28 protein-coding genes, 1 pseudogene and 1 riboswitch are annotated in these 25,969 nt (G+C 48.3%); of the genes and pseudogenes, 6 read left to right on the top strand and 23 right to left on the bottom strand.

The window, feature by feature from the left end:
- Window positions 1-142 precede the first annotated feature (142 nt).
- Window positions 143-1,666, top strand: coding sequence for an FAD-dependent oxidoreductase (locus V1499_RS02745; protein ID WP_409273608.1), 1,524 nt, complete (start codon window positions 143-145; stop codon window positions 1,664-1,666).
- 275 nt (window positions 1,667-1,941) lie between these two features.
- On the opposite strand, the gene V1499_RS02740 is transcribed toward V1499_RS02745, so the two are convergent.
- The 4 genes from V1499_RS02740 to V1499_RS02725 form a co-directional block, all read right to left on the bottom strand.
- Complete coding sequence (locus V1499_RS02740) at window positions 1,942-2,739, bottom strand: amidase (RefSeq protein WP_409273606.1); 798 nt, start codon at window positions 2,737-2,739, stop codon at window positions 1,942-1,944.
- Window positions 2,740-2,841: 102 nt separating this feature from the next.
- Window positions 2,842-2,926, bottom strand: a riboswitch (cyclic di-GMP riboswitch).
- Window positions 2,927-3,028: 102 nt separating this feature from the next.
- A complete protein-coding gene (locus V1499_RS02735; RefSeq protein WP_409273604.1) occupies window positions 3,029-3,163 on the bottom strand; it encodes a hypothetical protein in 135 nt (44 codons plus the stop codon).
- A 116-nt stretch (window positions 3,164-3,279) separates the two neighbouring features.
- Window positions 3,280-4,746 (bottom strand): amidase family protein, encoded by a 1,467-nt coding sequence (locus tag V1499_RS02730; protein ID WP_409273602.1) that lies wholly within the window; start codon window positions 4,744-4,746, stop codon window positions 3,280-3,282.
- Between the two features lie 118 nt (window positions 4,747-4,864).
- Entirely contained in the window at window positions 4,865-6,025 is a 1,161-nt protein-coding gene (locus tag V1499_RS02725; RefSeq protein ID WP_409273600.1) for a DEAD/DEAH box helicase, read from the bottom strand.
- A 294-nt stretch (window positions 6,026-6,319) separates the two neighbouring features.
- Between V1499_RS02725 and V1499_RS02720 the strand changes: the two genes are divergently transcribed.
- Both V1499_RS02720 and V1499_RS02715 read left to right on the top strand, forming a co-directional pair.
- Complete coding sequence (locus V1499_RS02720; RefSeq protein WP_409273598.1) at window positions 6,320-6,580, top strand: hypothetical protein; 261 nt, start codon at window positions 6,320-6,322, stop codon at window positions 6,578-6,580.
- Window positions 6,581-6,791: 211 nt separating this feature from the next.
- Window positions 6,792-7,862, top strand: a complete 1,071-nt coding sequence (locus V1499_RS02715) for a diguanylate cyclase (RefSeq protein WP_409273597.1) — start codon at window positions 6,792-6,794, stop codon at window positions 7,860-7,862.
- A gap of 147 nt (window positions 7,863-8,009) precedes the next feature.
- Here V1499_RS02715 and V1499_RS02710 read toward each other — a convergent pair whose 3' ends face one another.
- A complete protein-coding gene (locus V1499_RS02710; RefSeq protein WP_409273595.1) occupies window positions 8,010-9,029 on the bottom strand; it encodes a 4Fe-4S binding protein in 1,020 nt (339 codons plus the stop codon).
- A 259-nt stretch (window positions 9,030-9,288) separates the two neighbouring features.
- Here V1499_RS02710 and V1499_RS02705 point away from each other — a divergent pair, with 259 nt between their 5' ends.
- A complete protein-coding gene (locus tag V1499_RS02705; protein WP_409273594.1) occupies window positions 9,289-10,947 on the top strand; it encodes a glutamine--tRNA ligase/YqeY domain fusion protein in 1,659 nt (552 codons plus the stop codon).
- A gap of 153 nt (window positions 10,948-11,100) precedes the next feature.
- On the opposite strand, the gene V1499_RS02700 is transcribed toward V1499_RS02705, so the two are convergent.
- The 9 genes and pseudogenes from V1499_RS02700 to V1499_RS02660 all read right to left on the bottom strand — a co-directional run bounded on the left by V1499_RS02700 (window position 11,101) and on the right by V1499_RS02660 (window position 18,205).
- Complete coding sequence (locus tag V1499_RS02700) at window positions 11,101-12,294, bottom strand: ABC transporter permease (RefSeq protein WP_409273592.1); 1,194 nt, start codon at window positions 12,292-12,294, stop codon at window positions 11,101-11,103.
- Window positions 12,295-12,443: 149 nt separating this feature from the next.
- Window positions 12,444-13,103, bottom strand: a pseudogene (locus V1499_RS02695) (ABC transporter ATP-binding protein); the annotation flags it as partial.
- The gene (locus V1499_RS02690) at window positions 13,100-14,227 is read right to left on the bottom strand and encodes an efflux RND transporter periplasmic adaptor subunit (protein ID WP_409276207.1); all 1,128 of its coding nucleotides are present in this window, start codon (window positions 14,225-14,227) and stop codon (window positions 13,100-13,102) included. The pseudogene V1499_RS02695 and the gene V1499_RS02690, both read right to left, overlap by 4 nt.
- Window positions 14,227-14,898, bottom strand: coding sequence for a Yip1 family protein (locus V1499_RS02685; RefSeq protein ID WP_409273590.1), 672 nt, complete (start codon window positions 14,896-14,898; stop codon window positions 14,227-14,229). Before V1499_RS02685 ends, V1499_RS02690 begins: the two co-directional genes overlap by 1 nt.
- Before the next feature lie 396 nt (window positions 14,899-15,294).
- A complete protein-coding gene (locus V1499_RS02680) occupies window positions 15,295-15,477 on the bottom strand; it encodes a DUF4083 family protein (RefSeq protein WP_409273588.1) in 183 nt (60 codons plus the stop codon).
- Between the two features lie 90 nt (window positions 15,478-15,567).
- On the bottom strand, window positions 15,568-16,182 hold the full coding sequence (locus V1499_RS02675; RefSeq protein ID WP_409273587.1) for a hypothetical protein: 615 nt from the start codon (window positions 16,180-16,182) through the stop codon (window positions 15,568-15,570).
- Window positions 16,157-16,687 (bottom strand): RNA polymerase sigma factor, encoded by a 531-nt coding sequence (locus tag V1499_RS02670; protein ID WP_409273585.1) that lies wholly within the window; start codon window positions 16,685-16,687, stop codon window positions 16,157-16,159. Before V1499_RS02670 ends, V1499_RS02675 begins: the two co-directional genes overlap by 26 nt.
- Window positions 16,688-16,876: 189 nt before the next feature.
- Window positions 16,877-17,656, bottom strand: coding sequence for a GNAT family N-acetyltransferase (locus V1499_RS02665; RefSeq protein ID WP_409273583.1), 780 nt, complete (start codon window positions 17,654-17,656; stop codon window positions 16,877-16,879).
- A 6-nt stretch (window positions 17,657-17,662) separates the two neighbouring features.
- Complete coding sequence (locus V1499_RS02660; RefSeq protein ID WP_409276206.1) at window positions 17,663-18,205, bottom strand: histidine phosphatase family protein; 543 nt, start codon at window positions 18,203-18,205, stop codon at window positions 17,663-17,665.
- Between the two features lie 306 nt (window positions 18,206-18,511).
- Here V1499_RS02660 and V1499_RS02655 point away from each other — a divergent pair, with 306 nt between their 5' ends.
- Both V1499_RS02655 and V1499_RS02650 read left to right on the top strand, forming a co-directional pair.
- A complete protein-coding gene (locus V1499_RS02655) occupies window positions 18,512-18,868 on the top strand; it encodes a DUF485 domain-containing protein (RefSeq protein WP_409273581.1) in 357 nt (118 codons plus the stop codon).
- Entirely contained in the window at window positions 18,865-20,391 is a 1,527-nt protein-coding gene (locus V1499_RS02650; RefSeq protein ID WP_409273580.1) for a cation acetate symporter, read from the top strand. The genes V1499_RS02655 and V1499_RS02650 overlap by 4 nt, the downstream gene beginning before the upstream one ends.
- Window positions 20,392-20,863: 472 nt before the next feature.
- Here V1499_RS02650 and V1499_RS02645 read toward each other — a convergent pair whose 3' ends face one another.
- The 9 genes from V1499_RS02645 to V1499_RS02605 are packed head-to-tail and all read right to left on the bottom strand — an operon-like array spanning window position 20,864 to window position 25,959.
- Window positions 20,864-21,424, bottom strand: a complete 561-nt coding sequence (locus V1499_RS02645) for a maltose acetyltransferase domain-containing protein (RefSeq protein ID WP_409273578.1) — start codon at window positions 21,422-21,424, stop codon at window positions 20,864-20,866.
- A 22-nt stretch (window positions 21,425-21,446) separates the two neighbouring features.
- Window positions 21,447-22,790, bottom strand: a complete 1,344-nt coding sequence (locus V1499_RS02640; RefSeq protein ID WP_409273577.1) for a PAS domain S-box protein — start codon at window positions 22,788-22,790, stop codon at window positions 21,447-21,449.
- Between the two features lie 12 nt (window positions 22,791-22,802).
- Window positions 22,803-23,258, bottom strand: coding sequence for a GAF domain-containing protein (locus V1499_RS02635; RefSeq protein ID WP_409273576.1), 456 nt, complete (start codon window positions 23,256-23,258; stop codon window positions 22,803-22,805).
- Between the two features lie 15 nt (window positions 23,259-23,273).
- A complete protein-coding gene (locus V1499_RS02630) occupies window positions 23,274-23,927 on the bottom strand; it encodes a response regulator (RefSeq protein WP_409273574.1) in 654 nt (217 codons plus the stop codon).
- A 58-nt stretch (window positions 23,928-23,985) separates the two neighbouring features.
- On the bottom strand, window positions 23,986-24,639 hold the full coding sequence (locus V1499_RS02625) for a sensor histidine kinase (protein ID WP_409273572.1): 654 nt from the start codon (window positions 24,637-24,639) through the stop codon (window positions 23,986-23,988).
- Between the two features lie 32 nt (window positions 24,640-24,671).
- Window positions 24,672-24,947 carry a hypothetical protein gene (locus V1499_RS02620; RefSeq protein ID WP_409273571.1) on the bottom strand — a complete coding sequence of 92 codons (276 nt, stop codon included), beginning with the start codon at window positions 24,945-24,947 and terminating at the stop codon, window positions 24,672-24,674.
- Window positions 24,934-25,248 carry a hypothetical protein gene (locus V1499_RS02615; protein ID WP_409273569.1) on the bottom strand — a complete coding sequence of 105 codons (315 nt, stop codon included), beginning with the start codon at window positions 25,246-25,248 and terminating at the stop codon, window positions 24,934-24,936. The genes V1499_RS02620 and V1499_RS02615 overlap by 14 nt, the downstream gene beginning before the upstream one ends.
- The gene (locus tag V1499_RS02610) at window positions 25,245-25,445 is read right to left on the bottom strand and encodes a hypothetical protein (protein ID WP_316570070.1); all 201 of its coding nucleotides are present in this window, start codon (window positions 25,443-25,445) and stop codon (window positions 25,245-25,247) included. The genes V1499_RS02615 and V1499_RS02610 overlap by 4 nt, the downstream gene beginning before the upstream one ends.
- Window positions 25,435-25,959 carry a Rieske (2Fe-2S) protein gene (locus V1499_RS02605; protein ID WP_316570069.1) on the bottom strand — a complete coding sequence of 175 codons (525 nt, stop codon included), beginning with the start codon at window positions 25,957-25,959 and terminating at the stop codon, window positions 25,435-25,437. The genes V1499_RS02610 and V1499_RS02605 overlap by 11 nt, the downstream gene beginning before the upstream one ends.
- Between the last annotated feature and the right edge of the window lie 10 nt (window positions 25,960-25,969).

The raw sequence follows: 25,969 nt of genomic DNA, 5'->3' as shown, positions 1-25,969 counted from the left end.
CTTCCATCAGCGGTGGTTTTCTGCAGATGATTAGGTTGAACCAAGCGGACCTTTAGGGACAGTTGCCCTATTAGCTTACTGTCCCTGATAAAGTGAATTGCAGATTGCATTAATCGGACTTATCAGATGAAGGAGGAATAACATGAGCGGACAAAGCAGGACGCCAAAGTATCCGAGAACGTATTGGCGAGAAATCGACCTTCCGAAGTTTAGCAGGCTTGAGGGGGACCTTTCTGTCGATGTCGCTATCGTTGGGGCGGGAATGACCGGCATCACAACGGCCTACCTGCTTTCTAAACAAGGCAAAAAGGTGGCGATTATCGAGGCCGGCAGTGTTCTGAACGGAACGACAGGACATACGACCGCAAAAATCACAGCCCAACACGGTCTGCTGTACGATGAACTGATCAGCCATTTTGGCGAGGAAAAGGCTAAGCTTTACTATGAATCCCATTCCGATGCACTCGGTTTTATCAGAAGGATCATTAACGAAGAAAACATCGACTGCGACTTCAGCAGCCAGGATGCTGTCATTTACTCCGAAACCGATCAATACAAATCGAAAATCGAGACCGAGGCCGAAGCATATAAAAAACTCGGCATCCCGCACGAATTGCGTACGAGCATTCCGTTTAATATAGAAGTCAAAAATGCGCTCGCAATGAAAGACCAGGGACAGTTCCACCCCCTTAAGTATTTAAGGGCCCTATTGAATAAAGCCATAGATGCCGGCTGCCAAGTGTTTGAAAATACGACCGCGAAGGATATCACACTTGAGGGCGGCACCGTTGTTCATACGAAGGATGGGCTGAAAATATCCTGCGGGCATGCCATTATCGCCTCGCACTGGCCATTTTTTGATAAAAGAGGCCTCTATTTCGCAAGGATGTACGCGTCCCGGTCTTATGCGATTGGCGTGAAGACGGACAAGGAATATCCCGGCGGCATGTATATAAGTGCCGATTCTCCTACCCGCTCAATCCGCTATACGCCTCATGATGGGGAAAACCTGCTAATTATTGGCGGGGAAAACCACCGGACCGGGAAAAGTGAGAATACAGAGAAGCATTATCTTGCGCTCGCTAAATTCGCCGAGGATGTGTTTGGAAACGGGCACTATATGTACCGCTGGTCGGCTCAGGATTTGGATACGCTTGATAAACTGCCTTACATTGGGCCATTAACGGATGATGAAGAAACCATCCTTGTTGCAACCGGCTATAAAAAGTGGGGCATGACAACAAGCACGCTCGCCGGCCACATATTGGCGGATTACGTTCTCAATCTTGAAAGTCCGTACAAAAAGCTTTATCACCCATCCCGGTTCGAACTCGACCCGGCATTAAAAAAAGCGGTCAGCTTTAATGCGTCTGTAGCCGGCCATCTTGTAAAAGGAAAGTTGGAGTTTATTCCTAAGTTCCCTGGCGATCTGTCGGTTGGCGAAGGCGGCGTTGTCCTGGTCGATGGCAAGCGCGCCGGCGGCTACAAGGACGAAACCGGGAAGCTGTATCTTGTTGATACGACGTGCACACATCTTGGGTGCGAGTGCGAATGGAACAGCGCCGAAAAGACATGGGATTGCCCATGCCATGGCTCACGATTCGCTTACAACGGAGAAGTTGTTGAAGGACCTGCAATTGAGGACCTTAAAAAGCTGGAAGGATGAAAAAATGAGGCAGAGGACATACCCTTTGCCTCTTCTTTTATGGCATTTTGGCAAATTTCCCGGTAGAAAGCCTGCACTTTATTAAAAAAATGGATGCTAAATCACTCCGTTTACTCTTATTCACCCCGTTTTTTAAATGATTAGGACCATTTTTCGGCTTATTCTCCCCATTATTACAGGGATTCGCTCTTATCTAAATTTTCAAAATTGTTTATTTCCCGAATTACCCGTAAAAAAACAGCTACCCCCTTTGGTGCAGCTGTTTCTCCTAAACTTTAAGGCTTCATTTTCATCCAGCTTTCAAGATAATGGATGGCAAAAACATGGCTGCTATCAACCGCGGCTAGTTCGGCTTCCATATAGGCTTTCCCCTCTTCATGGAATGTGATGAAATCACCTTCCGAACTCGCGCCTGTTTCCACACCGACAATAAGCGTTTTCCCCGCAGTCTGAGCCATGCGCACTTCATTGCTGATAATATTGGCGATTGCCGGCGCCGTGTCGCGGTATGCCATGATGGTCGGGAAATCAACCGTTTGAATGGCCCAATTGGCGAGATTGCCTTTACCAATTTTATTGTTATAAGTATGTTCGTCAAACCAAAACGGCATATCCGCACCCAGAGGCAGGCCAAGCTGCCCAGACTGCGCCTTCGCGTTTAAAAGAAGGTTTTGGTAGGCGAGCACTGTGGCTTTGTAGTTCGACGTCCAGCCGCTGTACAAATACGGCTCCACATCGAGATGGATTCCAGAGAACCTCTCTTCCGGAGCGGCCCCGGCCTGATAGTCGGAAACCCAGCTCATGAGCTGGTTCAAATAAGTGCCGCCTTTACTGGATACCCAGTCAGTAGCGCCGTCCAAGGCATGGACCTTAACTCCAAAATCAGAAGCTTTTCTGATGAACCGCTTGTATGAATCAAAGCCGATGTTCCGATTAATTTGTAAGAAAACCTTGTCTGCGTTGTTTTCCTGAAGAAAAGCGATTACTTCATCCGGCCGGGTTTCAATCATGGAAGTATCCCAAAGCCACGTTGCCCGCGGCGTCCCCTCAGCCTTTACAATTTGATTTCCCATTGACCCCGCCGCCAAACATAATAAAATTACACACAAAAAAGCTTTGCGCATAGACTTCTTTTCCTCTCCTTTTTGGAATTGTCCCAGACATCCAAAAAGAAGTCCGGCGGCGTGGCAGCCATTCGGGTTTCCGGGCAGGCCCATCGCTTTGCGTCCCTGTCTTTCGGCAGGTTTGCCTTTTTCTGTATATAGTATAGCGCCTTTGTGCCCATGGGAGAATAGACCAATATTACTAGAAACATAAAAATAGCCACCCCAAAATGGAGTGGCTTCCAAAGGTCAATCGAGATCAATCATCATTCGGCCGGTTGTGGATCAGCCTGTCCTGCCCGGTTGTAAACTTCACAAGCTCCGAGCTTGTTTTACCAACCTTTTTATTGTTGTTAATCTGCGCATTCCTGTTCCCAAGCTTCTTTCTGCCCATCGTAACCACATCTCCTTTTTCAGGATATGTTTAGTTTTGACTAGTGAAACTAGTTTATTCTTTTAGCAAAGTGGCAGTTTCTGCATTGTTACCAGAGTAAATTTTTTAAAAAACAATTAACGCAGGGTAGGGGCTCTCCGGGCATGCGTTTCCTGCTCAAACGCATACGCGAGCTGGATTAGCTCCGGTTCGCTCCAGGCTGTCCCGGCAAAGGTGATTCCGACAGGCTCGCCGTCCTCAGTAAAGCCGGCAGGTACGACAACCGACGGATAGCCGGCGCGCGCGGATAAATCCGCGCCTTCTTCATGAGGGAAGACAATCGCATCAAGCTGATACTCATACAGCACATAATCGATGCCGTTTTCCTTCGCATGGTAATCATTGAACTCCAACGAACGGATATAGGCTTCCTCATACAATCCGCCGCTCGTCGCATCAGAGCCGACCAGGACTTCCTGGCCATATTTAAGCATTTCCGCTTCATTTTCCTTGTTGAACCGGATGACATCGGCAAGCGACCGCACCTTGGCGTTAGGCCCGAGCCCTTTTAGGTAGGCGTTGACCCCTGCCTTGAACTCGTAGGTGAGGACTTCCCAATCCCATTGCTTTTTTGCTGAGGGAATTGTTATATCAATCACTTCAGCGCCAAGGGATTTAAGCTTTTCAATTGCCTTTTCGACGACAGCGGCCCTTTTTTCTCCGGCTTCGGCAAAATAATGTTCCCGGGCAACGCCGAGCCTTTTGCCGGCAAGCCCTTCCTCCAAATGAATGGTGAAATCCACCTCTTTCAGCCAACTTGCCAGTGTAGCCGGGTCCTCAATGTCCTCGCCAGCTAGCGCTGTCAACAAAATTGCCGCATCGGTAACCGTCCTAGCCATAGGGCCCGCCGTATCCTGGGTATGCGAAATCGGGATGATTCCCCTTCTGCTTACCAGGCCCACAGTCAGCTTTATACCAACAAGCGAATTTTGCGCGGATGGATTAAGGATTGAACCTGAGGTTTCCGTTCCGACAGCAACAGCGGCGAGATTTGCCGCAATCGCCGCGCCAGAGCCAGCGCTGGAACCGCCCACGTCAAAAGTACGGGGGCCGTACGGGTTAAGCGTCTGCCCTCCCCTTGAACTGTAGCCGCTCTTCATGCCGATCGCCATGAAATTGGCCCACTCCGTCATGTTCGTTTTGCCAAGAATCACCGCGCCTGCTTCACGGAGCCTGCGCGCGACTTCCGAATCCACCGGCGCATATGAATCGGCCAGCACCTTCGAACCCGCGCTTGTATGCATTCTGTCTCCTGTATCAATATTATCTTTAAGGAGCACTGGAATCCCATGCAGCGGCCCGCGCGCACCTGAAACTTCCCGCTCAACATCGAGAGCAGCCGCGATGTGCACGGCGTCAGGATTGATTTCAATGACCGACTTCAACTCCGGGCCTTTTCGGTCATACTGTGAAATGCGGTATAAATACATCAGCACAAGTTCCTTAGACGTAAGTTTCCCGGTCTCCATTTTTTCCTGCATATCGCCAATCGTCGCTTCTTCAAGCCATGTATCATGCAGTTCTTTCAACCTTGGATTTTGCACAAGAATCCCCCCCTGCCTCTCTTTGTACATACATTCGATAAAAGTTCCCACGAATCCTTTTTATCAAAAGGGTGCTGGTAAACCAAAAGAGCGCCCCCCAGTGTGGACGCCCTGTTCCCTATCTCTTTTTCGACCGTTCGATTTGCCTGATGTTCTCAACGGCAATGGTCCCTTTGTAAAAAATCCTTTTTTCCACGGGAACGTTCAGTTTTCGGCCATACGCCTTCAACTCGCGCTCCTCCCGTTCCGTTACGAGTGAAATGACCGTCCCGTTCGCGCCCATCCTCCCTGTGCGTCCGGAGCGGTGGATGTACTGGTCGATATCTCTCGGAAAATCAACATGGATGACATGGGTGACGCCAGGGATATCAAGCCCTCTCGCGGCAACATCGGTGGCGACGAGCATCTTGATTTTCCCATCGCGGAACTCCTTGATCGCCTTTTGCCTGTCCATCTTCCCAAGCTCGCTATGCAAAAGGCCCGCGGACAACTCCTTAAACTGAAGCTTCGCCGTAATGACTGGAATTTCGGTAATATCGTTGATGAACGCCAGCGCCTTAATCCCGTCCAGCCTCGCTATTTTTTCAAGCAAGAGCATCTTTTCCCTCGGCTCGCATGAGAAATAAATATGCTCAACCATCCCCTGCTCAATCGCTTCATCCTTCGTGATCCTGATTATCTCCGGATTTTCCGTCAAATTCTTCGCAAGCTGCTCAGTCTCCGGCTTCATCGTCGCCGAAAACAGGACTACTTGGCGATCCTTCAGCGCCGAATTCACAATATCAAGCACCGGGCCGAAATGTTCACGGACCAAAAGCTGGTCGCCCTCATCCAGGACAATCGTTTTCACCTCATGCATTTTCAGCTTTTTCTGCTTGATCAGCTCGTTCACCCTGCCTGGTGTCCCAAAAGCGATATGCGGCTTCTTCTTTAGCTTCTCAAGCTGCCGTTTCACGTTCGCACCGCCAATAAAAGTCGCCCCGCGGATGCCGCTCCCTTCCGACCATTTCTGGAATTCCTGGTACACCTGCATAATCAGCTCCTGGCTCGACGCAAGCACGACCGCCTGAAGAGCCTGGGTGGAACTATCGACCTTCTCAAGCACCGGCAACAAATACGCCAGCGTCTTCCCCGTCCCGGTCGGCGACTCCGCAATCACGTCGCGCCTCTCAAGAATCGCCGGAATCGCCGCATCCTGGATCGACGTCGGCCGGCTGAACCCCGACTTCTCCCACACATCCTGTATAAATGGCTTAAATGTTTCACGTATCGTTAGCATAAACTGCTCCTTTTCACCTGTTGATTGTCCTTATTATAAGGAAGATTCCATCATAAATCCATTTAAGGCCAAAGCTCTTTTTCGAAAAATTGGCCTATGCCATCAAGCCGCCCGCTACAAGCTGCACACACCATCGTTTTGACCATTCAAAACCCCAATCCCAACAGCCAAATTTGTCATATTTTACACGCTAAATATGAAACTATTGTGAACAATAGCCACAAAGCCCCTTGCGGTTTTCTATAGATGTTAAAATAGTAACATCACGATAACAACATATCGGAGTTGAATACAATGTTAAAGAAAATTCTAGTTATTTTCGGACTCTTGTTCCTTTATATATCCAACCAAGCAATTTCACCAACACTTCCAGATAAAAATCAGCCAATCACCTTGGCGGAGGCATCCGGCGAGGAAGCGCAAAAGCCGGTCCAAGAAAAATCCACGGAACCCTTATCCCCAATTAAGATATATATCCTCCCCGGAATAGCCGGAATCCTGATTATCGGGGGATTCGCCTCCTACTGGCTCGTGTTGAGGAAAAAAATTGTCTGATGGTTCCAAAACCAGTCTGCATCGCGGCTGGTTTTTATTTTGCAAAAATTTCCCCTCATTTATCACTCTCGCTTAGTTGGTGTTGATTTTAATCATTTTGATGACCGTCAATTGATTATGTCACTGAGTCGAGGGAAGACCCGAAATGTTCAAATATCTTTCATTATTTAGTAAGGATGGAATTAGCATATCAGTATTATAATGGTTTCATGTGAATGGAGGGATTTTTATCCTGCAGTCTTTTTTATCCAACCTGGGCATCCTTTTGCTGATGCATCTATGTATAAATACCGCTTATCATTTAAGTGAAGAAAAGAAAATCCGCGCTGCCTGGTTGCCTGCAATACATATATTTATTGTGGCGTTAACAGTCATCTCAATGTTTCATTTCCCATTTATGAGCGGAGGCCATCGGGTCGATTTAAGGATGATCCCGATTATCCTTCTAGGCTTCTTCCATGGCTGGAAATATGTTTTGCCGGTTGTTGCTATCGCATCGCTATACCGCCTTGGGCTTGGCGGGCCGACTGCAATACAGGGAACTCTGTTTGGCATTTTCCTCCCGGCGGCATTTTCAATACTTGCCAAATCCATTGGCGTACGGAAACATCTCTATTTGTATCTATTCGGTGTTGTCCTTCTTTCCTGGGCCGCATCCGATCTTTTTTCAGCTAAAATCAGGCTCTTTTTGCCCTTACCTGCCGCGTTCCTCCATCTTGGAGCGCTACTCCTGGCAATCGCGGTAATGTATTTTTTCGTGGAAATGGGGAGGCGCCATCTTGCTTCGACAAGAACGCTCCAGTTTTTAGCCGACCGGGATCGGTTAACCGGCCTGTACAATATGCGGAAGTTCGAGGAAAAACTTCGGGACAACAGCCGGGCCGGAAAACCGATGTTCATTGCCATGATCGATATCGACCGATTCAAGGAAATCAACGATAAGTTCGGCCACCAGATTGGCGATGCCGCCATAGCAAAGATCGGAAAATACCTACTGACCCATTGCGGTCCGGATACAATCGTCGCCCGCTACGGAGGGGATGAGTTCATCTTGTGCATGGCTACGGATCGAATTTTAACCGTAAAGCAAAAGCTTGAGGAAATCAGAAAAGGCGCCAAAGAACAAACCTGCCATCCGATTTATGGGAATTTGCCTTTAATGCTGTCTCTCTCAATTGGGATGGCGGAGCTTTCCAGTCCTGCCCAGTTGAATGAAGCGATAGAAGAAGCCGATAAGCAGTTGTACCTCGCAAAACGGCTTGGAAGGGACCGGGTGTGCTAGCATCTTAACATTTGATTCTACAATTAAAAACAAATGCCTGCCCCGGGGAAATAGTGGGCAGGCATTTTTAGTCGCTAGAATCACCCTCAAAGCGGAAAACGGTCTTTACTTGCCGCGAAGATGCTGGCATATCTAATGTTCGGCCACTCAGTGCCCAATATTGTAAACGTTCGGGATGAGGATCTTGAATTCCTCGTATGAGATGATCGTATTCCAGTGGCCTGTCACTTTCGCAACCACCACGACGAGAAAGAAGGCGGCGAAGAATGAAGCGGGGATTACCCATTTATTCACCTTTTTACCGGCGACAGTCATGTTCAGGGTGTCTTTTACGGGACAGACCTCAACACACGACATGCAAGCCGAGCAGTCCGGAGTCCTGACGGCTTTTACCTTGGAAACGGCAATCCGCTGTGGGCACACCCTCGTGCAGGCGTTGCAGTCAATGCATGACTCTTCATTGCGCTTGATTTTCGTTATCCCGAAAACTGAACCGAGGCCGATTATCGCGCCATACGGGCAGAGGAAGCGGCACCAGAAGTTTTTTACAAAAAGGGACAGGACCAATAGAACTAGGATGACCTTCAGCCCAAGGCCCCCCATGTGCAGGAAAAACAGCATCATTTTCACATCGGAAATATTGTTGTAAGCGCCAGCCATGAAATCAATTGCATAGAATACCGGCATATCAATAACAATGAATTTTATAAAGAAAAAAAGGATTAAATATTTGAGCGGCTTCAATAACCATCCGAGCCATGTTGGAACGTCGAAATTCCGCTTGAAAAGCTTTTTGCCGAGCCTGCCAATCCATTCGCTCAACGTTCCGATTGGACACATCCAACCGCAGAATGCCTTCCGGAAAACGAAACCAGAGGCCACGAAAAAGGCGAACAGCGCGAGTCCCGCGGGATGGATTGGGTCGAATATCCCCGTTGTAACCCAAACCTTCAATGCCACCAGCGCGCTGATAGGCAGAAACCCCTCAACAGCGGACGGCCTTGGCACAAATGGCTCAGCCCCCATGGAATTGAAATGCTCATAAAATTGATAAAAACGAAAACCAACGAACAAAAGGAACAGCGCAAATACAATTTGCACCGCCATTCTCGTATACTGAACCGGATGCCGCTTCATTCTTTTGTAAAACCGGGTGAAAGCAGCCATTGCACTCCCTCCATTTCATTCCTATACATCCACTATAGAAAATCAGCCATGAAGAGTATGTGATTTACATAACACACCAAACAATGTCGGAAAACTGTCACATAGTGTTTGGCAGGTCTTTTGGGTGGCTCGCACCTAAGAATTTTTTGGGTGAAACCGAAGCTTTCCTTATTAAATAGCTGGTTTTATGGAAAAATAGTAGTATTTATGATATATATACAAGTATCATTTATCGCGCTTTTGAAAGAGGTAGAAAACTGTGGACAATACGTCTAATTTTATCCGCGACATCATTATCAAGGATTTGGAATCGGGAAAACACAAAAAAATCGCCACCCGCTTCCCTCCTGAGCCAAACGGCTACTTACATATCGGCCACGCAAAGTCGATCGTCCTCAACTTCGGGCTTGCCGATGAATTTGAAGGAACGACAAACCTTCGCTTCGATGATACAAACCCTTTGAAGGAAGACATCGAATACGTCAATTCCATCAAGGAAGATGTAAAATGGCTCGGCTTTGAATGGGAAAATCTTCACTTCGCATCTGATTACTTCGAGGAAATGTATAACAGGGCGGTTCTTTTAATAAAAAAAGGGCTTGCCTACGTTGATGACCTTTCAGCAGATGAAATCCGCCAATACAGGGGAACGCTGACAGAACCGGGGAAAAACAGCCCGTACAGGGACCGCTCCATTGAAGAAAACCTTGACCTGTTTGAACGGATGCGGGCAGGAGAATTCGGGAACGGTGAAAAGGTCCTTCGCGCAAAAATCGATATGGCATCGCCGAACATCAACCTCCGGGACCCGGTTATCTACCGGATTGCCCACGCGGAACATCACAATACCGGCGACAAGTGGTGCATCTATCCGATGTACGCGTTCGCCCACCCGCTCGAGGATGCGATTGAGGGGATTACCCACTCCATTTGTACGGTTGAGTTCGAAGACCAGCGTCCGTTTTACAATTGGGTAGTCGAGCAGTGTGAGATGGAAGCGACTCCGCAGCAAATCGAGTTTGGTCGCCTGAACATCACCAATACAGTCATGAGCAAGCGGAAGCTGAAGCAGCTTGTGGACGAAGGCTTTGTTGACGGCTGGGATGACCCGAGGATGCCGACGATTTCCGGCATGCGCCGCCGCGGCTACACGCCTGAAGCCATCCGTGCATTTGTCCGTGAAACAGGTGTTTCCAAGAGCTCAGGTGTTGTGGATGAGCAAATGCTCGAGCATTTTGTCCGCGAAGATTTGAAGCTGAAAGCGCCGCGGACAATGGGTGTGTTGAACCCGCTTAAGGTCGTCATTACGAATTATCCTGAAGGCGAAGTGGAAATGCTAGACGCAGAAATCAACCCTGAAAACCCGGACATGGGAATCCGGCAAATCCCGTTTTCACGCGAAATCTACATCGAGCAGGACGATTTCATGGAAAACCCGCCGCCCAAATACTTCCGCCTCTTCCCTGGCAATGAGGTCCGCTTAAAGCACGCGTACTTCATTAAATGCGAGGAAGTCATCAAGGATGAAAACGGCAATGTGATTGAACTGCGCTGTACGTACGATCCGGAAACGAAGAGCGGTACCGGCTTCACTGGCCGGAAAGTAAAGGGGACAATCCACTGGGTGGAAGCGACTCAGGCCGTTCCTGCAGAGTTCCGCCTGTACGAGCCTCTCATCCTGGATGATAACGGTGAGGAAGACGGCGAAGACGATACAAAAACCTTCCTTGACAAGGTGAACCCGAACTCGCTTGAAGTTCTGCAGGGCTTTGTCGAGCCGAACATGAAAGACGTAAAGCCGCAGGATAAATTCCAGTTCTTCCGCCACGGCTATTTCAATGTTGATCCAAAGTACACTTCACCGGAAAAACCGGTATTTAACCGGATTGTTTCGCTGAAGAGTTCGTTTAAGATATAGGAAAATCCCCTTTCCGCTTTTAGGTTTATCGCGGAAGGGGATTTTTTTTATTGATCAGCTAAACCCAGTGAACAAGGATTGGCCTACACCTTCTTGAAAAACAAAACCCCCTCCGAACGGTTGCTGCCGCATAGAAGGGGTTTGCAAAATCCATTATTCATACCTCAACGATTCAATCGGGTCGAGCTTGGATGCCTTGTTGGCAGGCAATATACCGAAAATGACGCCAATGACCATCGAGAAGAGAACCCCGATGACGACGACCTGCCAGGACACAAGGGACGGCCATCCGGCAAAAAGGCTTACCAGTGTTGCGATTCCCCATCCAAGACCGATGCCAAGAATCCCGCCTATTAAGGTCAGGGTGACCGATTCAATCAGGAACTGGGTAAGGACCTGATTCCTTGTCGCACCGAGCGCCATCCGGATGCCGATTTCCCGCGTCCGTTCAGTGACGGATACAAGCATAATGTTCATCACGCCGATACCGCCGACAAACAGCGATATGCCGGCGATGCTTCCAATGATCAGAGTCATGATTTTCGTAACCTGCCCAACGCCAGCGGCGATTTCCTCCATATTGATTACCTGATACGACTTTTCAGTATTATGGAGTGTATTCAATGTCTTCGCGGCCTTTTTGCCCGCTGCCTGGAGTTTATCCGGATTGGCCGCCTGGAGCGTTATTTGCGTATAGTCGGATTTCCCGTAAATCGTCCGCCACGTTTGGAAGGGAAGGTAAACTTCCATCGATCCGAAAGCAAACAGGCCTTGGGGCTTTTCCAGTACTCCGACAATTTCCACTGGATGATTGGCGACAAGGATGACTTTTCCGACTGGTGACTTCCCTTTGAAAAGCTCTTCCTGCAGCTTATGGCTGGCCAATGCCACCCTTCTGCCACCAAGGAAGTCGGATGCGGAAAATGTTCTTCCTTTTTTCACCTTAAGCTCATGGAGGCTAATATAATCCTTCGTAATCCCGGTTGCAGAGACATCAACAACCTTATCCTGCAGGCGCGCCGATGAAAACTGCGAGCTAGATGCGACCACCCTTTTTATCTCGGGAATTCTTTCAAGCGCCCGGATATCCTCCTGGGTAAAAGGCGCCTTGTTGAACACGTTTGGGTTGGCGCGAATTTCTTCATCGGAAGGCTGGTAAAACACTTCAATCGTATTTCCCGGGCCGGTTATCTGGGTTTTCAGCATCGCTTCGCCCCCCTGGCCAATAGCAACGACAATGATGACCGCGCCAACGCCTATGACGATTCCGAGCATGGTCAAAATCGACCTCATTTTATGGGCTTTTAGCGAGCCAAGCGCCATTTTAAAGTTTTCCATCAAGCTCATAGTCCGTCCCCCCGATCGTCTTCCAATGAAGAGTTTCGAATCGGAATGGAACGATCATTATTGGGCGCTTCATGGTAAAATTCAGCAGTGCTTCCCGTTGCATCCATTCCCGGCTTTGCAAGCTCTGGTTGATTCCCCGGCAAGCCGGCAGAGACAATTTCTCCGTCTCGGACAAGAATCGTCCTGTTTGCATATTCGGCAATTTCTGGTTCATGCGTTACAACCACAACAGTTACGCCCTCATCATTCAATTTCCGGAACTGTTCCATAATTGTCCGGCTTGTTTTTGTATCAAGCGCGCCAGTCGGTTCATCGGCAAGGATGAGTGATGGCGTGTTCACAATCGCCCTTGCAATGGCGACGCGCTGCTTTTGCCCACCGGAAAGGGCGTTTGGCAGATGGCCCATCCGGTCTCCCAGGCCCATTTTAACAAGCGCTTCCTCGGCCCGCTCCTCTCGCTCGGCCTTGGGGACTCCGGCGTAAATCATCGGCAACTCGACATTCCTTAACGCGGTAAGCCTTGGCAGCAGGTGGAATTGCTGAAAGACGAACCCAATCGAGGCATTCCTGACGCTGGCCAGTTCAGCTTCCTTGTATCCGGACACATCCTCTCCATCGAGGAAGTAAGAGCCTTCGGATGCCTTATCGAGACAGCCAATAATGTTCATCAGCGTCGATTTCCCAGACCCGGAAGGCCCCATGATGGCGACAAACTCCCCGTCTTCAATCGTGACCGACACATTTTTCAGGACATCGATTTTTTCTGTTCCCACGGTGTAAGTCTTTGTAATAGATTTAAGTTCTATCATTTTACGGCCACTTCCATGCCGTCCTCCAGTTTTTCAGGCGGTGTGGCAACCACTTTATCTTCCACCTTGATTCCTTCAAGGATTTCGACTTTTGAACCGGACATGATTCCCGTTTTTACCTTTCGTTTGTGGGCTACCCCATTTTCCACGACAAAGACATATTGGGAATCCCCTTCATCAACAAGAGCAGTGTCAGGAAGGACGATAGCTGTCTTTTGTTCCGTTTCGATTTCCATAATTACCTGGAACCCTGGTTTCAAGATAGGGTTCTGCCCAGAAAGCTTCACGATGATTGGATATTGGACTGCCTGGCTTCCGGCCATGGCCCCCTGGGATTCCGGCAGGGTGCCTACCTTTATTACCTCGCCCGGCCATGACTGGTCAGGTACAGCGTCGGAACGGAGGGTTACTTTTTGCCCGGTGCTCACCTTTAACGTATCATATTCGGATAAAAGGCCCTTTGCGACAAGCCCATCCATTTTTCCTATCAAAACAATCGGGCTTCCGGCCGAAGTTCCCTGCAGCGAGACATTCTCATTCACCAAAAGGACGGTGCCATCTATCGTACTTTTAATCTCCAACTCTGCGGTTCTATTTTCAATGCTTTCCTTTTGCAATTCCGCCTGCCTCCGCTCCAGCTCAGCAACCTTCAGTTCCATTTCAAGCTGGGAAATTTGAGCGGCAATTTGCGCAGATGCGGCGGGGTCCGGAACGGGTGCACCCTCCAATGTTTGCTCCTGGTCTTTCAAGTTACTAATTTGCTCTTCAAGCTGAGCAATCTTCATTTCATTGGATTCAAGGGATAGCGCGTTTTGTTCCTCCTCCAGCTGCAGCTGGGCATTCTCAAAGCGTGCGATGGCGGTTCCTTTTGCAATGGATTGCCCTTCCTCGACGAGAATTTCCTTCAACGCCCCCCGTTCAGGCGACAGATACACAGCCTGTTCCTCCTCAAGGGCAACGGTGCCTGGCACCATCAGGAAAGCGGAAATACTATCTTCCTTTGCTTCAACTAGTTTCACAGAAGGCCCTTTAGCATAGACCTCGCGGTAAACGCTAACGCTGATCATCGATAGCAGCAAGACGACGATTGTGGAGCCGATTAACAGTTTCTTTTTCTTGTTCATCAAAGTTTAGGCGCTCCTTGCATTAAAGTTCCAATTGCAGCCAGTCCAAGTCCAATTAGGAAAAAGACGATGGCAACCGCCCAGGCAAGTCCTTTCGGGAAGCGCGCGGTTCTGTAGAGCCCAATTGCGGTCAGCACCATTCCCCAAATTGCGAATAATTCTATTGCGCCAAGGACTCCGGAACTGCCTTTTCCAAGCAGTCCGCCGAGGCTTGTGACATGGGTTTCCGCATCCGCTCCTATCAGATACCCAACAGCCATATTAAGCAGGTGGCCGACAGCGGTGACAAAGCTTATGTAGGTGTTCATGGAAAACAGCTGCCTGAATGTAGCCGGGGCATTGGCAATCTTCGCGACAGCTATCATAATCGCACTTGAAATCAGCGCGCCGATTGCGGGCGTGAAGACTCCGGTTACAACCATCGCAATTCGGGTAATGCCAAGAAACATATCGGCATCCTCTTCCGGCACCCCTTGCTTGATGAGCATCCCTGCATCCATCATCATTGCCATAATTCCCATCCCAATCACATTGACAACCGCTACAATCAGGAGCGGCACCCAGATTTTCGGATTTGTCCTAATCCTTTCAAACTGCTCTCCCGGGCTCGTAAAAATGCCAATTAGTGATGGTGGCTTGTTCGTCGTACTCGTTTCGATTTGAGTTTCCATTGTTGTTCCCCCTCTTTTTCTCTTATGGAAAACTTACCATATATGGGTATTAGTATAAATAGATATGGGCCATTTTCCTGAATTTCAATAATATGTTAACGTCTGACCAGCGAAATAGTTTCAACTTTCTTTTTTTCAAAAAGATATATTAGTGACCGAAGCACCGACAGCCGACTGCTCTTTGGGCATTAAATCTTCTTTTAGCGACCGAAGCACCGGCTGCCCACTGTTATTCGGGCGATACGTTGATCGCTCTGGCCATGGAAAAACGTCTTCAAATAACGTTCAGCTTTAATTTTAACTCCAGAAAAAAAGCCCGGGGCCAAATACATCGCCTCCGGGCTTCCTTATCCAACCGTCAACTGGGGATTATCCTCCCACTGATGGAAGTAGCTTTTATGACTTCTGCTTTTCCAGCAACTCAATAATGTGGTCGAGTTTTTTTGCGATTTCAATGTTTGAAGCGGTCCGGTCCTTTTGATTACGCAGCAATCTGCTTATAAACCACCCCAGGGACACAAAAAATAACAGCATTAGAACAAGAGGCAGCAATTGAAAAATGACATCAACCATTTTCATCCATCTTCCTTTTTATACCAATACGGCCGGTAAACTATATGGATTCACCTTTTGTAAAAATTCACTTATTACCTATTTGCACTATACAAACTATTTCCCTAGCTTTTCGCCGGTCATGATTTCATACAAAGCAGCGGAGACTTCCTTTGATAATTTTGTATATTTGTTTTCACTATCAATGATAATTTCCAGGCGGTCGCTTCCTGGTGCGAGCCATACGAAATAACGATCGTTCAGCTTAAAATCAGGAGGATTCGCCATTTGCATTTTCGCTTCTTCCCATTCAGCATCCTCCAAAATTTCATCCGCCTCGTCAACTTTCGACTTATCCGTTATTTCCTTCGTAACCCCGTCCCCAGTTTCTACAACTAATTTGCCGTTTGGATGGTACGCACTCTCAGCAGCGTCCCTGTCCTCGGCGACTTTCCAATCATTCTGTTGCCCCGACATTTTCGACGACTCACTGGAATTTGACTCCGGGCCCATCGAGAACCCGATGAACAGCATTAAGCTAAGCGCTGCCACACCTACCATCCCCATTGCTGCCTTTTTCAAAACCGAGCCCCATCTTTCCTTTCGGTCGAGTGCCTCGGCTTCCAGCATCAGGTTCTGATGGATTCCATCAAATGATTTAGGATTCATTTTTTTAGAAGGAAGGCTATTCAATTGTAATTCCAACTCACGAAATTCGTCCTGGCTGTTCATTGAGGCCACCCCCTTTTCCCTTCCTGAGCGCTTTCAAGGCACGATAGTAATTCGTTCTGACCATATCCTCGGTCCAATCCAGGACTGCGGCTGTTTCCGCAACACTTAACTCCTTAATTCCGCGAAGGATTACGACATCACGGTAGTTTTGTTTCAACCCGTGGATTGCCGCCAGCAGCTCCTGCGCCTGCTCATTCCCCTCGAAAATTGTTTCCGGCGTTTCACTGTCCACACCTTCATTCGATTTATCAAACCGCGCGATTTTGTCCCATATCCTGTTTTTCTTTTTCCTCGCTTCGTCAATCGCGAGGTTTCGGGCAATCGCAAACAGCCACGTCTTCGGGCTTGAATTATAATTGAATCGCTCCAGCCCCTTCAGCGCCTTGATGAACGTCTCCTGAACCAGGTCTTCGACATCCCGTTTCCCCGTATAGTAAATCAAAAAATTGTATACATCATGGCTATACTGCCGGAACCACTCTGAAATAATCTCTTTCCTCGACATCGGCTTTCCTCCGCTTTCCCCTTAAATAGTAGACGGAACCATTCGCCCGTTGTGGCACCCTATAGAAAAAAAGCCTGGCGTACCATCCTGCCAGGCATAACATCAATACTATCAGTTTACCAGAAATAATTTGCAGTACGACCAACCTATCCAAAAATTACAAATGAAGGTAGCTGCCCTCTCATTCTTTTAAAAATAATAATAATACGATTCGGCATAAGACCTGACACTGCATCCATTCCGCTCAAACACCCGTTGCATTGCAACATTAGCCATATGCGTACTGCCCACATAATAGTCCGCTCCAATATCCTTCAGCATTGAAAGGGCCTGTTTGTGTAAAAATGAACCAAGTCCCCGTCCCCTTGCCTCAGGGAGGATTCCGAAATAGAATAGCCTTCCCTCACCCGGCATTCCAGGTTCGATATGGGGAATGCCCACACCAACCGCTTTCCCCTCTATATAAAAGACACGGCAGGCACCCCTCCATTCTGCTCCGAGCTCCGCTCTTACCGAAGCAAGATGCTGGTCCATCGACAAAGTGGATGCCTGATTCGCGGAAAAACGCATCGCTTGCTCCCAGTATTCCTTAAACTCACTTTCCGTTAGTTCCGGGCAATCAAGAGACCGCCACATTACTTTTTCAACAGGGTCCTTGTTGCTTTTTAAATCCTTGTATACATCCACTTTTGAGGAGAAATGTTCAAATCCTTTTACAAGCAGGAGATTACCTAATATCTCTGCGCCTGGGTTTCCTCTAAGCAATGTAACCCCAATGCGTTCTACTCCAAGTTTACTGGAACTATCAAGGAGCACTGAGATTTTCTCTGCCCAGTCGAGGACTGTCCCTGACTCCTTTTGTTCAAGGACAAATGATATTGGCAGCCCTTCCAAGATTGTAAACTCACTCTCGAATAAGTTGCGAATCCGGTTCATTTGCTCCATCATCAATTCTTTGTTATCTTTCACCTTGATTCACTCCCAAACCCTCTTAATCTCCGGGGTTGTACCTTTAAATGTGAGTTCAAATACGTCTGGATTCGAGAGGGCCTTCCATTGGTCGAACCCATAGCTTTCATCATAGTGTTTAAGAATCAAGGCCATCAGATTGCCATGAGTGACAACCGCCGCATTTTTTTCACAGTTCTTTTCAAGGACTTCGTTAATGGCCTCAATGCCGCGCTGCCCCGCCTCGGCTCCGGACTCACCGCCTTCAAAAGCTAAGCTCGGGTCACTGAACGATTTTTCCAGCATATCGAGCCAGTCCGCATGTGGCGCAGACGACAATACCCGCTCCGAAAGCCTTTCGTCGGTTTGAACATCTATACCAGCTTCCTCCGAAAAGGGACGGATTGTGGAAACCGCCCTTTCAAAAGGGCTCGAAACGATATGATCGATTTGTTTATTTTTCAAAAATGCCTCAAGCTCCCTCGCCTGGCTTTCACCGGACTCGGTTAGCTTTGCCTCCCGTTCCTGTCCTTCCGCCTGGCAGTGGCGGATAAGATAGATTGTTTTCACACTCAATCCCACCTTCCCCCTATCTATTGATATTAATTTTCACGTCTACGCCGGTTATGGTCAACATTTTATTCCATTCGGGCCTTAAATAGGTAAAATATATTTTTGCATGCTAGTAAATTCGTCATTTTTCCAACCAGTTTTAAACTAAAAAGGCAAGTTTCATCTATTAAAATTGTATTGGGAAAATTACCGAAAATCCAACAAAATTCAATTGTATTCAGAATTTACAAATTATTTTGATAGTAATATAATAACCTTGATTTTATAACAATCTAGTCTTTTACCATTAAGGAGGAATTGCTCATGGCATTGAAGGAACGGCAATTAAAGGAAGCAAATCTTTCATCTCCCTCTTTAGACTATTCAAAAATCGTCCAATCTAGCTCTTTTCAACAATTACTGCGCGAAAAACGGCAATTCTTGCTGCCAGCCAGTTTATTTTTCTTGGCCTTTTATTTTACGCTTCCTGTTCTGACATCCTATTCCACAATCTTGAACAACCCCGCAATCGGCCCAATCAGCTGGGCTTGGGTGTTTGCGTTTGCGCAATTCATCATGGCCTGGGCATTGTGTATCATTTATACAAAACGGGCAGCCGGGTTTGACCGACTTGTGGAGGAAATTAAACAACAGAATGTTGGACGGAGGGCTAAGCGATGAACACTGTAGCCTTTTCCCTGTTTTTAGCAATCGTTCTCCTTACGCTCGTTATCACATATTTTGCTTCTAAAAGGACGAAAACGACCAGCGACTTTTACACAGCCGATTCCAGCCTGACCGGTTTCCAGAATGGGCTCGCGATTGCAGGTGACTATATGTCCGCGGCCTCATTCCTCGGCATCGCGGGGATGGTCGCGCTATCTGGCTTCGACGGTTTCTTTTATAGCATCGGGTTTTTGGTCGCTTATCTTGTCGTCCTATATCTTGTCGCCGAACCATTAAGGAATCTTGGGAAATATACGATGGCCGACATGATAGCGGCCCGTTTTAAGGAAAAGAAAGTACGCGGCGTTGTGGCGCTAAACACGATTACAATTTCGATTTTTTATATGATCGCCCAGCTGGTCGGCGCCGGCGCGCTAATTAAATTGCTCCTGGGAATCGATTATGTTTATTCCGTCCTCATTGTAGGGACGCTCATGACCGTTTACGTCGTTTTCGGCGGCATGACCGCCACCTCATGGGTGCAAATCGCCAAAGCTGTATTGCTGATGGCCGGTACATTTATCATTTCAGTTATCGTTTTCGCGAAATTTGATTTCAGCGTATTCAAAATGTTTAACGAAATGAAGGCTGCGACCCCGCTTGGTGAATCATTTTTGAATCCAGGCAATAAGTTTAAAAATCCACTGGATACGATTTCGCTCAACCTTGCCCTTGTGCTTGGAACAGCTGGGCTGCCGCACATCCTAATCCGTTTTTTTACTGTAAAGGATGCAATTACTGCTCGGAAGTCGGTCATCTACGCAACATGGATTATCGGGATTTTCTATGTCATGACTGTATTCCTCGGCTTCGGAGCGGCGAAATTCGTCGGCTACGAAAAAATTATCACCGCCAATGCGGCAGGCAATATGGCAGCACCGCTGCTCGCAGAGGCGCTAGGAGGAGAATTCCTGTTTGCGTTCATTTCGGCAGTTGCCTTCGCGACAATTCTTGCCGTAGTAGCGGGACTCGTTCTTTCCGCGGCCTCCGCATTTGCGCATGACTTTTACGCGCATATTTTAAAAAAGGGAACTGCGACGGAGAAACAACAGGTTAAGGTAGCCCGCTTCGCTTCAATCGGGGTTGCGGTCCTGTCGATTTTACTGGCTTTGTTTGCCCAGAAGATGAACGTGGCTTTCCTTGTTTCCCTTGCGTTTGCCGTCGCGGCAAGCGCAAACCTGCCTGTTATTTTACTGACAATATTTTGGAAAAAATTCAACACGGCAGGCGCCATTACCGGAATGGTGGTTGGGTTGGGCAGCGCCCTGCTCATGGTTGCGATATCACCAAATATTTGGTCGCCTGAAGCAGGAGCCGCAATACTGGTCGGAGAACCGCTCGTTACCCTGACAAACCCAGGAATCGTTTCCATCCCGATGGGCTTTTTGGCTGCCATCATCGGCACCCTTTTATCCACTAAGAGGGAAGATGCGAAGAATTTTGATGAAATTCTCGTAAAAGCAAATACAGGCCTTTAACAAGAAAAGCGCAAGCGCCCGTTTAGCGCCGTATGGACTGGAGGGAAGCAGCTGCTGCAGCTTTGCGACGAGCTGAAGACAGCTTCACCGAATTTACTGTGGCGCAGGAGCACCCTCCCACAGTAAAGGAAACACGATGAGCGAAAGCGAATCGATGTTGACTTATCGTAGCGAGGGGACCGAAGTACACTAGGCGCTGGGCGCTCCTCTGAAAAGAAGAACGCTTTTCCTTCGTGCGATGATTATGCTGCCGAAGCATTCCTTGTGGAGCTAGACAAATTTAGACAACCGGCTGTGGATACCCGCAGCCGGTTGTTTTTTATTTGCGTTTGAATATGAAGAACCCATCTGTTCCTTTTGGGACACTCGTAAAGACCTTTTCACTTCAGTAGAGCACCCCTAACGGTCCTCAGATTATCCAGCTTTCCGGACAGCTAGGCAAAAGCTTTTATAACATGGCTGCGTTCCTATTTCATTCCTCAATGAATTTAATAATTTTTGCAGGATTTCCGCCGACAATTGCATTTGCAGGTACATCCTTCACGACTACCGCGCCAGATGCGATAACGGCATTATCCCCAATTGTCACTCCTGGATTGATGACTGCCCTGCCGCCAATCCATACATTGTTTCCAATCGTGACCGCCCTACCGAATTCACGTCCCGAATTCCTTTCCGCGGCACCCAATGGGTGGGTCGCCGTGTAGATGTGGACACCGGGGGCGAGCATGCAATTGTCGCCGAACCGCACCTCGCACACATCCAGAATTACACAGTCAAAATTGGCGTAAAAGTTGTCACCGGTATGAATATTCGAGCCATAGTCGCAGCGGAAGCTCGGTTCAATAAAGGCATTTTTGCCAAGGGAACCGAAAAGTTCCTGTAAAATTTCTGTCCGCTTCTCAAGCTCGTTTTCGGCTGTACGGTTGTACGCATTCGTCAGCCTTCGCGCATTTAATCGTGATTCTGCAAGCTCAGGATTTGCTGGGTTGTACATTTCACCGTCAAGCATCTTCTGTTTTTCCGTTTTCACATTTTCCACTCCTTATACAAGCTTATGGAGCAACCGGAACTTCAAGGATGACCTTTGTCCCTTTTCCTGGCTCCGAAACCACCTGAAGTTCACCGCCCGAAGCCTTGGCACGTTCGTCCATGCTGAACAGGCCGACACCGCGTGGGCCTTCCCCAACGGTAAATCCTTTGCCATGGTCCTCCATCATCACGCGGACTGCATCATCGTATTCCCTGATTACCACAAAAGCTTCGTCCACATCCGCATATTTCCGTGTGTTAGTTAGCGCCTCCTGGATGACGCGGTAAATCGTCGTTTCCGTGCTTGCCGGAAGCCGCCGGCCAAGGACGCACTCGAAATGGACAGCAATTTTATAATGGTTGGAGTAACGGTTTAAAAAGGAACGGATGGCCGGCACAAGGCCAAGGTCATCTAGGACGGATGGACGAAGCTCCCACGAAAGATCCCTGATTTCCTCGATCATTTCCATTGCCTCCTCCTGCATTTGGACGAGGAGCGGATGATCGATTTCCGACAGCAGCCGGTTAATCGTAATCAGATGGCTGTAAAGATTCTGTCCGAGGCCGTCATGCAACTCACGCGAGAGCCGCTTTCGTTCATCCTCCTGGACATCGATGATCCGGGTCATCATTTTTTGCAGCTCACCCTCCATCCGTTTCCGTTGGGTTATCTCAAACCGGATGGCAAGGTATTGATACGGCTTTCCTTCTTCATCCAAAAACGGGATAATTGTTGTATCAACCCAGTAAAAGCTTCCATCCTTTGCCTTGTTTTTGATTTCCCCATACCATACTTCCCCTGAGGAAATCGTCTTCCACAACCTCGAAAAGAATTCCTTCGAATGGTACCCAGAGTTAATAATCCGGTGATCCTGTCCAATTAGTTCCTCTGCCCTGTATTTCGAAATCTCGCAAAACTTTTCATTTACATATTTAATCGTCCCGCGCCTGTCTGTTATCGCGACGATTGCTGATTGGTCAAGCGCGAACTTCAGGTCGACCAATTCGTTAAGCGTTTGGGACAGTTCCTTGTCGAGCCTTTCCCTGTTCTTAATGTCCTGGATAACGACGAGGGTATACTTTTCCCCTTCCAGCAAAAAGCTGTTCATACTGAAAAAGAGCGGAAATGTTTCCCCCTCTGCATTTCGTCCATATGCACCTGTCACGATTCCTTCGGCAGTGTTTTTCAAATCAATATCCGGTAGGAAATCACCAAAATAAAGCTCCTTATACTGGTGAGCTTCTTTACTATAACCGAATTTTAACCGCCCCTGTTCATTTATGTACCGGACCTTGCCGCCATAATCGGCAAGCAAAACCCCGTCCCCAAAATCCTGTCTGTCTGCCAAACCGCCTTCTTTTCTCATAAAGAGCCTCCGTTATTTAAAGTAGATTTGCCCTTCAAGAATTTTCTCGAGTGCCGTGGCCGTTTCCTTGACCATCAGGCATGATTGCGCGCTGAATGAGCTTGCTGTCCTGTTTCCGGCCAGCAGTACACCTTTTGGCATTCCCCTGAAAAACAGCGGCACCGCATAGGCGGACACCAACTTTTCGGCAAGCATGATTGGGTGGTCGGTCGTTTTGCCGAGAATGTTCTCCGGAAAGTTTTCCACAAGAAGCGGGCTCCCGGTTGAAATTACCTTGCCGGCAACCCCTTTTCCGTATCGGACCGTAATCCTCTCATATTTATCATTCAGATTGCCGGATGCGAAATGCCAGCGGATATTAAGGCCTACCCTGTTCTGGAGGGCGAGCCCGACAAAATCACAGCCAATCGCTTCCCGAAGCTGTTCGCATGTTTCACTGACAGGCTGAAATCCCCTTAATTCTTCCATGCCGGCTGACTCTCCTTACAGGCCGTATCCCAATAGCCCTTTTTTAATGGCGTATTGGACGAGCTCTGGCCTCGTTTTCAATTGCAGTTTTTCCATGACATTCCCTTTATGCGTTTCAACCGTTTTGACGGAAATCACAAGCTGCTCGGCAATCTCCTTATTCGAAAAGCCCTTGGCAATCAGGGTCAGAACTTCCTTTTCCCTGTCGGACAATAGGTTGAAGGTATCGGTGCTTCCTTGCCTTACCGCGCCCATGTATTCTTCCATCAGCCGTTTGGTCGCAGACGGGTGTAGATACGCATCGCCTTTTGCCACGGTCTCAATGGCGGCCAAAAGCTCATCGTGTGGGGCGCTTTTCAAGATACAGCCAGACGCGCCGGCCTGGATTGCCCTGAACAAATATTCCTCGTCATCGTGCATCGTTAGAATCAGGATATTGACTTCAGGCATCAGCTTCTTAAGTTCCGAGGTAGCCGAAAGACCATCCTTGCCGTGGGGCATGCTCAAGTCCATGATGACAACGTTCGGCTTATGCTCGAGTGCTTTTTGAATCCCTTCGTTCCCCTCCGACGCCTCGCCAACCACCCTCATGTCCGGGTGCGCATTCAATAGCATTGAAAGGCCCATCCTGACTACCGCATGATCATCTACAAGCAGGATTTTAATCAAAGCAACCCCCCCTTTATATAACAGACAGCTTTTCTGCAAAAAAACCCAGCCGGCTTGATTATAGCGGCAGGGTTAGTTCAATCAATGTCCCTTCCCCTATTGTAGAGGAAATATGGCAATTACCGCCAGCCAGAAGCATCCTTTCCTTCATTGCGGCAAGGCCGGAAGACTGGAATGCAATGGCGCTTTCATCTAAATCGAAGCCCTTGCCAAAGTCCTTGATGGACACGGTCAATGAATCCGCAGACCATTGAATCCGAAGGCTGACATGGCAGGTGTCCGCGTACTTCGCAATATTCGCGAGCGCTTCCTGGCAAACCCGGAACACGGCGATCCTGCCTTTTTCGGAAATGGCCTGCTCCTCGCCCTCCACCTCAACTTCGACAAGAATTCCAAAAGTCGAAGTATAAAGTTTAATGTAGCTTTTCATCGCCGGTACAAAGCCTAAAGTGCTTAAAGTCGGAGGATGCAATTCGACGGACAGGAGGCGGATTTCCTGGATTGTCCTCTCCATTAGCTGCGACATCTCGTTTACATACGCCTTCATTCCCGGATCCTGGATCGAAGCCTGGATAAATTGAAGGCCGTTGAAGACGCTGTACAGATTTTGGCCGACCCCTTCGTGAAGGTCGAGCGCGATTCTTTTTAATTCGTCTTCCTGGGAATGAATAATATATGAGCTGATGTCTTTATTTCCCGTTAAAGCCTCCATACCATTTCCTCCTTCTTTTCCAGGGGCTGCCTTTATCGCTTCATTTTTACCGAGTAGGACAGGCCGCTTACCGCATCGTATGCCATTAGTTCCTCTTCCGTACCTCCAAACTCACTGGACACGGGAACGGCAAGGAATTTGTTTTTGTCAAAATAAAACCTCACATGCGTTCCATCCGGGCACATCAGGACATACTTGATAGTCTTCCTTATGGAAGGAGCCTGCTCGCCGCCTTCCTTGTCCGTGATGGCCAGTTCAACATCGGCTCCTTCAAAGCGTTTCAGTTCTTTCAGCTTAATGGGTTCCACAGCTGCCGCACCCTCTTTTGTTTGGATAAATAAAGATTTTATAGCCTTGAAGATAGTGCCAGAACGATTCTCCGGCATTCTTCTCGATAAAGGCGATTGCCTCATCCTCCGTCTGGAAAGGGCTCATCCCTTTGATTTCGGCAACGACAATATCCGCGCCGTCTTTCTGCTTTTCTTCAAGGTACCAGTTCAGGCGTTTCCCTGAAAAAAGCTCCCTCAGCATGGAATCCACTTCAGGCGAAAAGTTCCCTTCTTCCTTCCTGGCAAAACAAAAGTCGATGTACGTCTCGCTATTCATCATTGCCGTTCACGCTCCTGTTTCCTGTCACGTTTATAGATGTACAAGGCGAACGGGAAGAGCGCAATATTCATCGCACCGAAAATGAGTGAGTTGGCATAGTTTTCGAAAAAGTACTGCTGGACCATGAAATGAGTGAATACGATGTTCATCATCAGGACGGCGCAAAGGATAAAAAAGTTTACCTTACTAGGCTTCATAGCGTTTCACCCCTGTTGCGTAAACTGCGCCCTTATCGACCTTTACAAAAATCTCTGGAAGCGGCCTTCTTGGCGGCCCCGCGGTCGGCGCTCCTGTTTCTACGTCAAATTTTCCGTGGTGGCACGGGCAAAGGAGATCGTTCTCCTTTTTATCCCAGAAAACCGGGCAGCGGAGGTGTGTACACGCATTCTGATACGCAACGAACTTAGTTTCGGATAGTCTGATCATGATCGCACTGTCATGCTCACCAGGGAAAGCAAATTCGACTGCGTCCCCGACAGCCACCGAATCAAGGCTGGCGATTTTTTTGCGCGGATATTCCTTTTCGCCAAGGCCCATTAGCTCCTTAGCAGCCATCGCCCCCCATGGCAGGGAGGAGACGGCGAATACGCCAGCAGCGCCGACAAGGGTTTTCATGAAGCCGCGCCGGTCCAGCTTCCGCTCGTTGTTGCGGTTTATATTATGTGTATAATTATCTTCTTCGAACGGGATTTTATTATTTTTCTCGGTCATGCCAATCCCT

Source organism: Neobacillus oceani, from assembly GCF_046237595.1.
Taxonomy (GTDB): Bacteria; Bacillota; Bacilli; order Bacillales; family Cytobacillaceae; genus Bacillus_D; species Bacillus_D oceani.
This window is presented reverse-complemented; position numbering and strand designations above follow the sequence as displayed.

Bases quoted from the DNA above. Each gene is read 5' to 3' on its own strand.
- V1499_RS02650 (WP_409273580.1), top strand. From the start codon at position 18,865: ATGAACACTGTAGCCTTTTCCCTGTTTTTAGCAATCGTTCTCCTTACG.
- V1499_RS02685 (WP_409273590.1), bottom strand. From the start codon at position 14,898: ATGGAAACTCAAATCGAAACGAGTACGACGAACAAGCCACCATCACTA.
- V1499_RS02605 (WP_316570069.1), bottom strand. From the start codon at position 25,959: ATGACCGAGAAAAATAATAAAATCCCGTTCGAAGAAGATAATTATACA.
- V1499_RS02625 (WP_409273572.1), bottom strand. From the start codon at position 24,639: ATGGAGGCTTTAACGGGAAATAAAGACATCAGCTCATATATTATTCAT.
- V1499_RS02615 (WP_409273569.1), bottom strand. From the start codon at position 25,248: ATGATGAATAGCGAGACGTACATCGACTTTTGTTTTGCCAGGAAGGAA.
- V1499_RS02720 (WP_409273598.1), top strand. From the start codon at position 6,320: ATGTTAAAGAAAATTCTAGTTATTTTCGGACTCTTGTTCCTTTATATA.
- V1499_RS02635 (WP_409273576.1), bottom strand. From the start codon at position 23,258: ATGGAAGAATTAAGGGGATTTCAGCCTGTCAGTGAAACATGCGAACAG.
- V1499_RS02735 (WP_409273604.1), bottom strand. From the start codon at position 3,163: ATGGGCAGAAAGAAGCTTGGGAACAGGAATGCGCAGATTAACAACAAT.
- V1499_RS02655 (WP_409273581.1), top strand. From the start codon at position 18,512: ATGGCATTGAAGGAACGGCAATTAAAGGAAGCAAATCTTTCATCTCCC.
- V1499_RS02700 (WP_409273592.1), bottom strand. From the start codon at position 12,294: ATGAGCTTGATGGAAAACTTTAAAATGGCGCTTGGCTCGCTAAAAGCC.
- V1499_RS02710 (WP_409273595.1), bottom strand. From the start codon at position 9,029: ATGGCTGCTTTCACCCGGTTTTACAAAAGAATGAAGCGGCATCCGGTT.
- V1499_RS02725 (WP_409273600.1), bottom strand. From the start codon at position 6,025: ATGCTAACGATACGTGAAACATTTAAGCCATTTATACAGGATGTGTGG.
- V1499_RS02740 (WP_409273606.1), bottom strand. From the start codon at position 2,739: ATGGGAAATCAAATTGTAAAGGCTGAGGGGACGCCGCGGGCAACGTGG.
- V1499_RS02745 (WP_409273608.1), top strand. From the start codon at position 143: ATGAGCGGACAAAGCAGGACGCCAAAGTATCCGAGAACGTATTGGCGA.
- V1499_RS02680 (WP_409273588.1), bottom strand. From the start codon at position 15,477: ATGAAAATGGTTGATGTCATTTTTCAATTGCTGCCTCTTGTTCTAATG.
- V1499_RS02670 (WP_409273585.1), bottom strand. From the start codon at position 16,687: ATGTCGAGGAAAGAGATTATTTCAGAGTGGTTCCGGCAGTATAGCCAT.
- V1499_RS02690 (WP_409276207.1), bottom strand. From the start codon at position 14,227: ATGAACAAGAAAAAGAAACTGTTAATCGGCTCCACAATCGTCGTCTTG.
- V1499_RS02610 (WP_316570070.1), bottom strand. From the start codon at position 25,445: ATGAAGCCTAGTAAGGTAAACTTTTTTATCCTTTGCGCCGTCCTGATG.
- V1499_RS02675 (WP_409273587.1), bottom strand. From the start codon at position 16,182: ATGAACAGCCAGGACGAATTTCGTGAGTTGGAATTACAATTGAATAGC.
- V1499_RS02640 (WP_409273577.1), bottom strand. From the start codon at position 22,790: ATGAGAAAAGAAGGCGGTTTGGCAGACAGACAGGATTTTGGGGACGGG.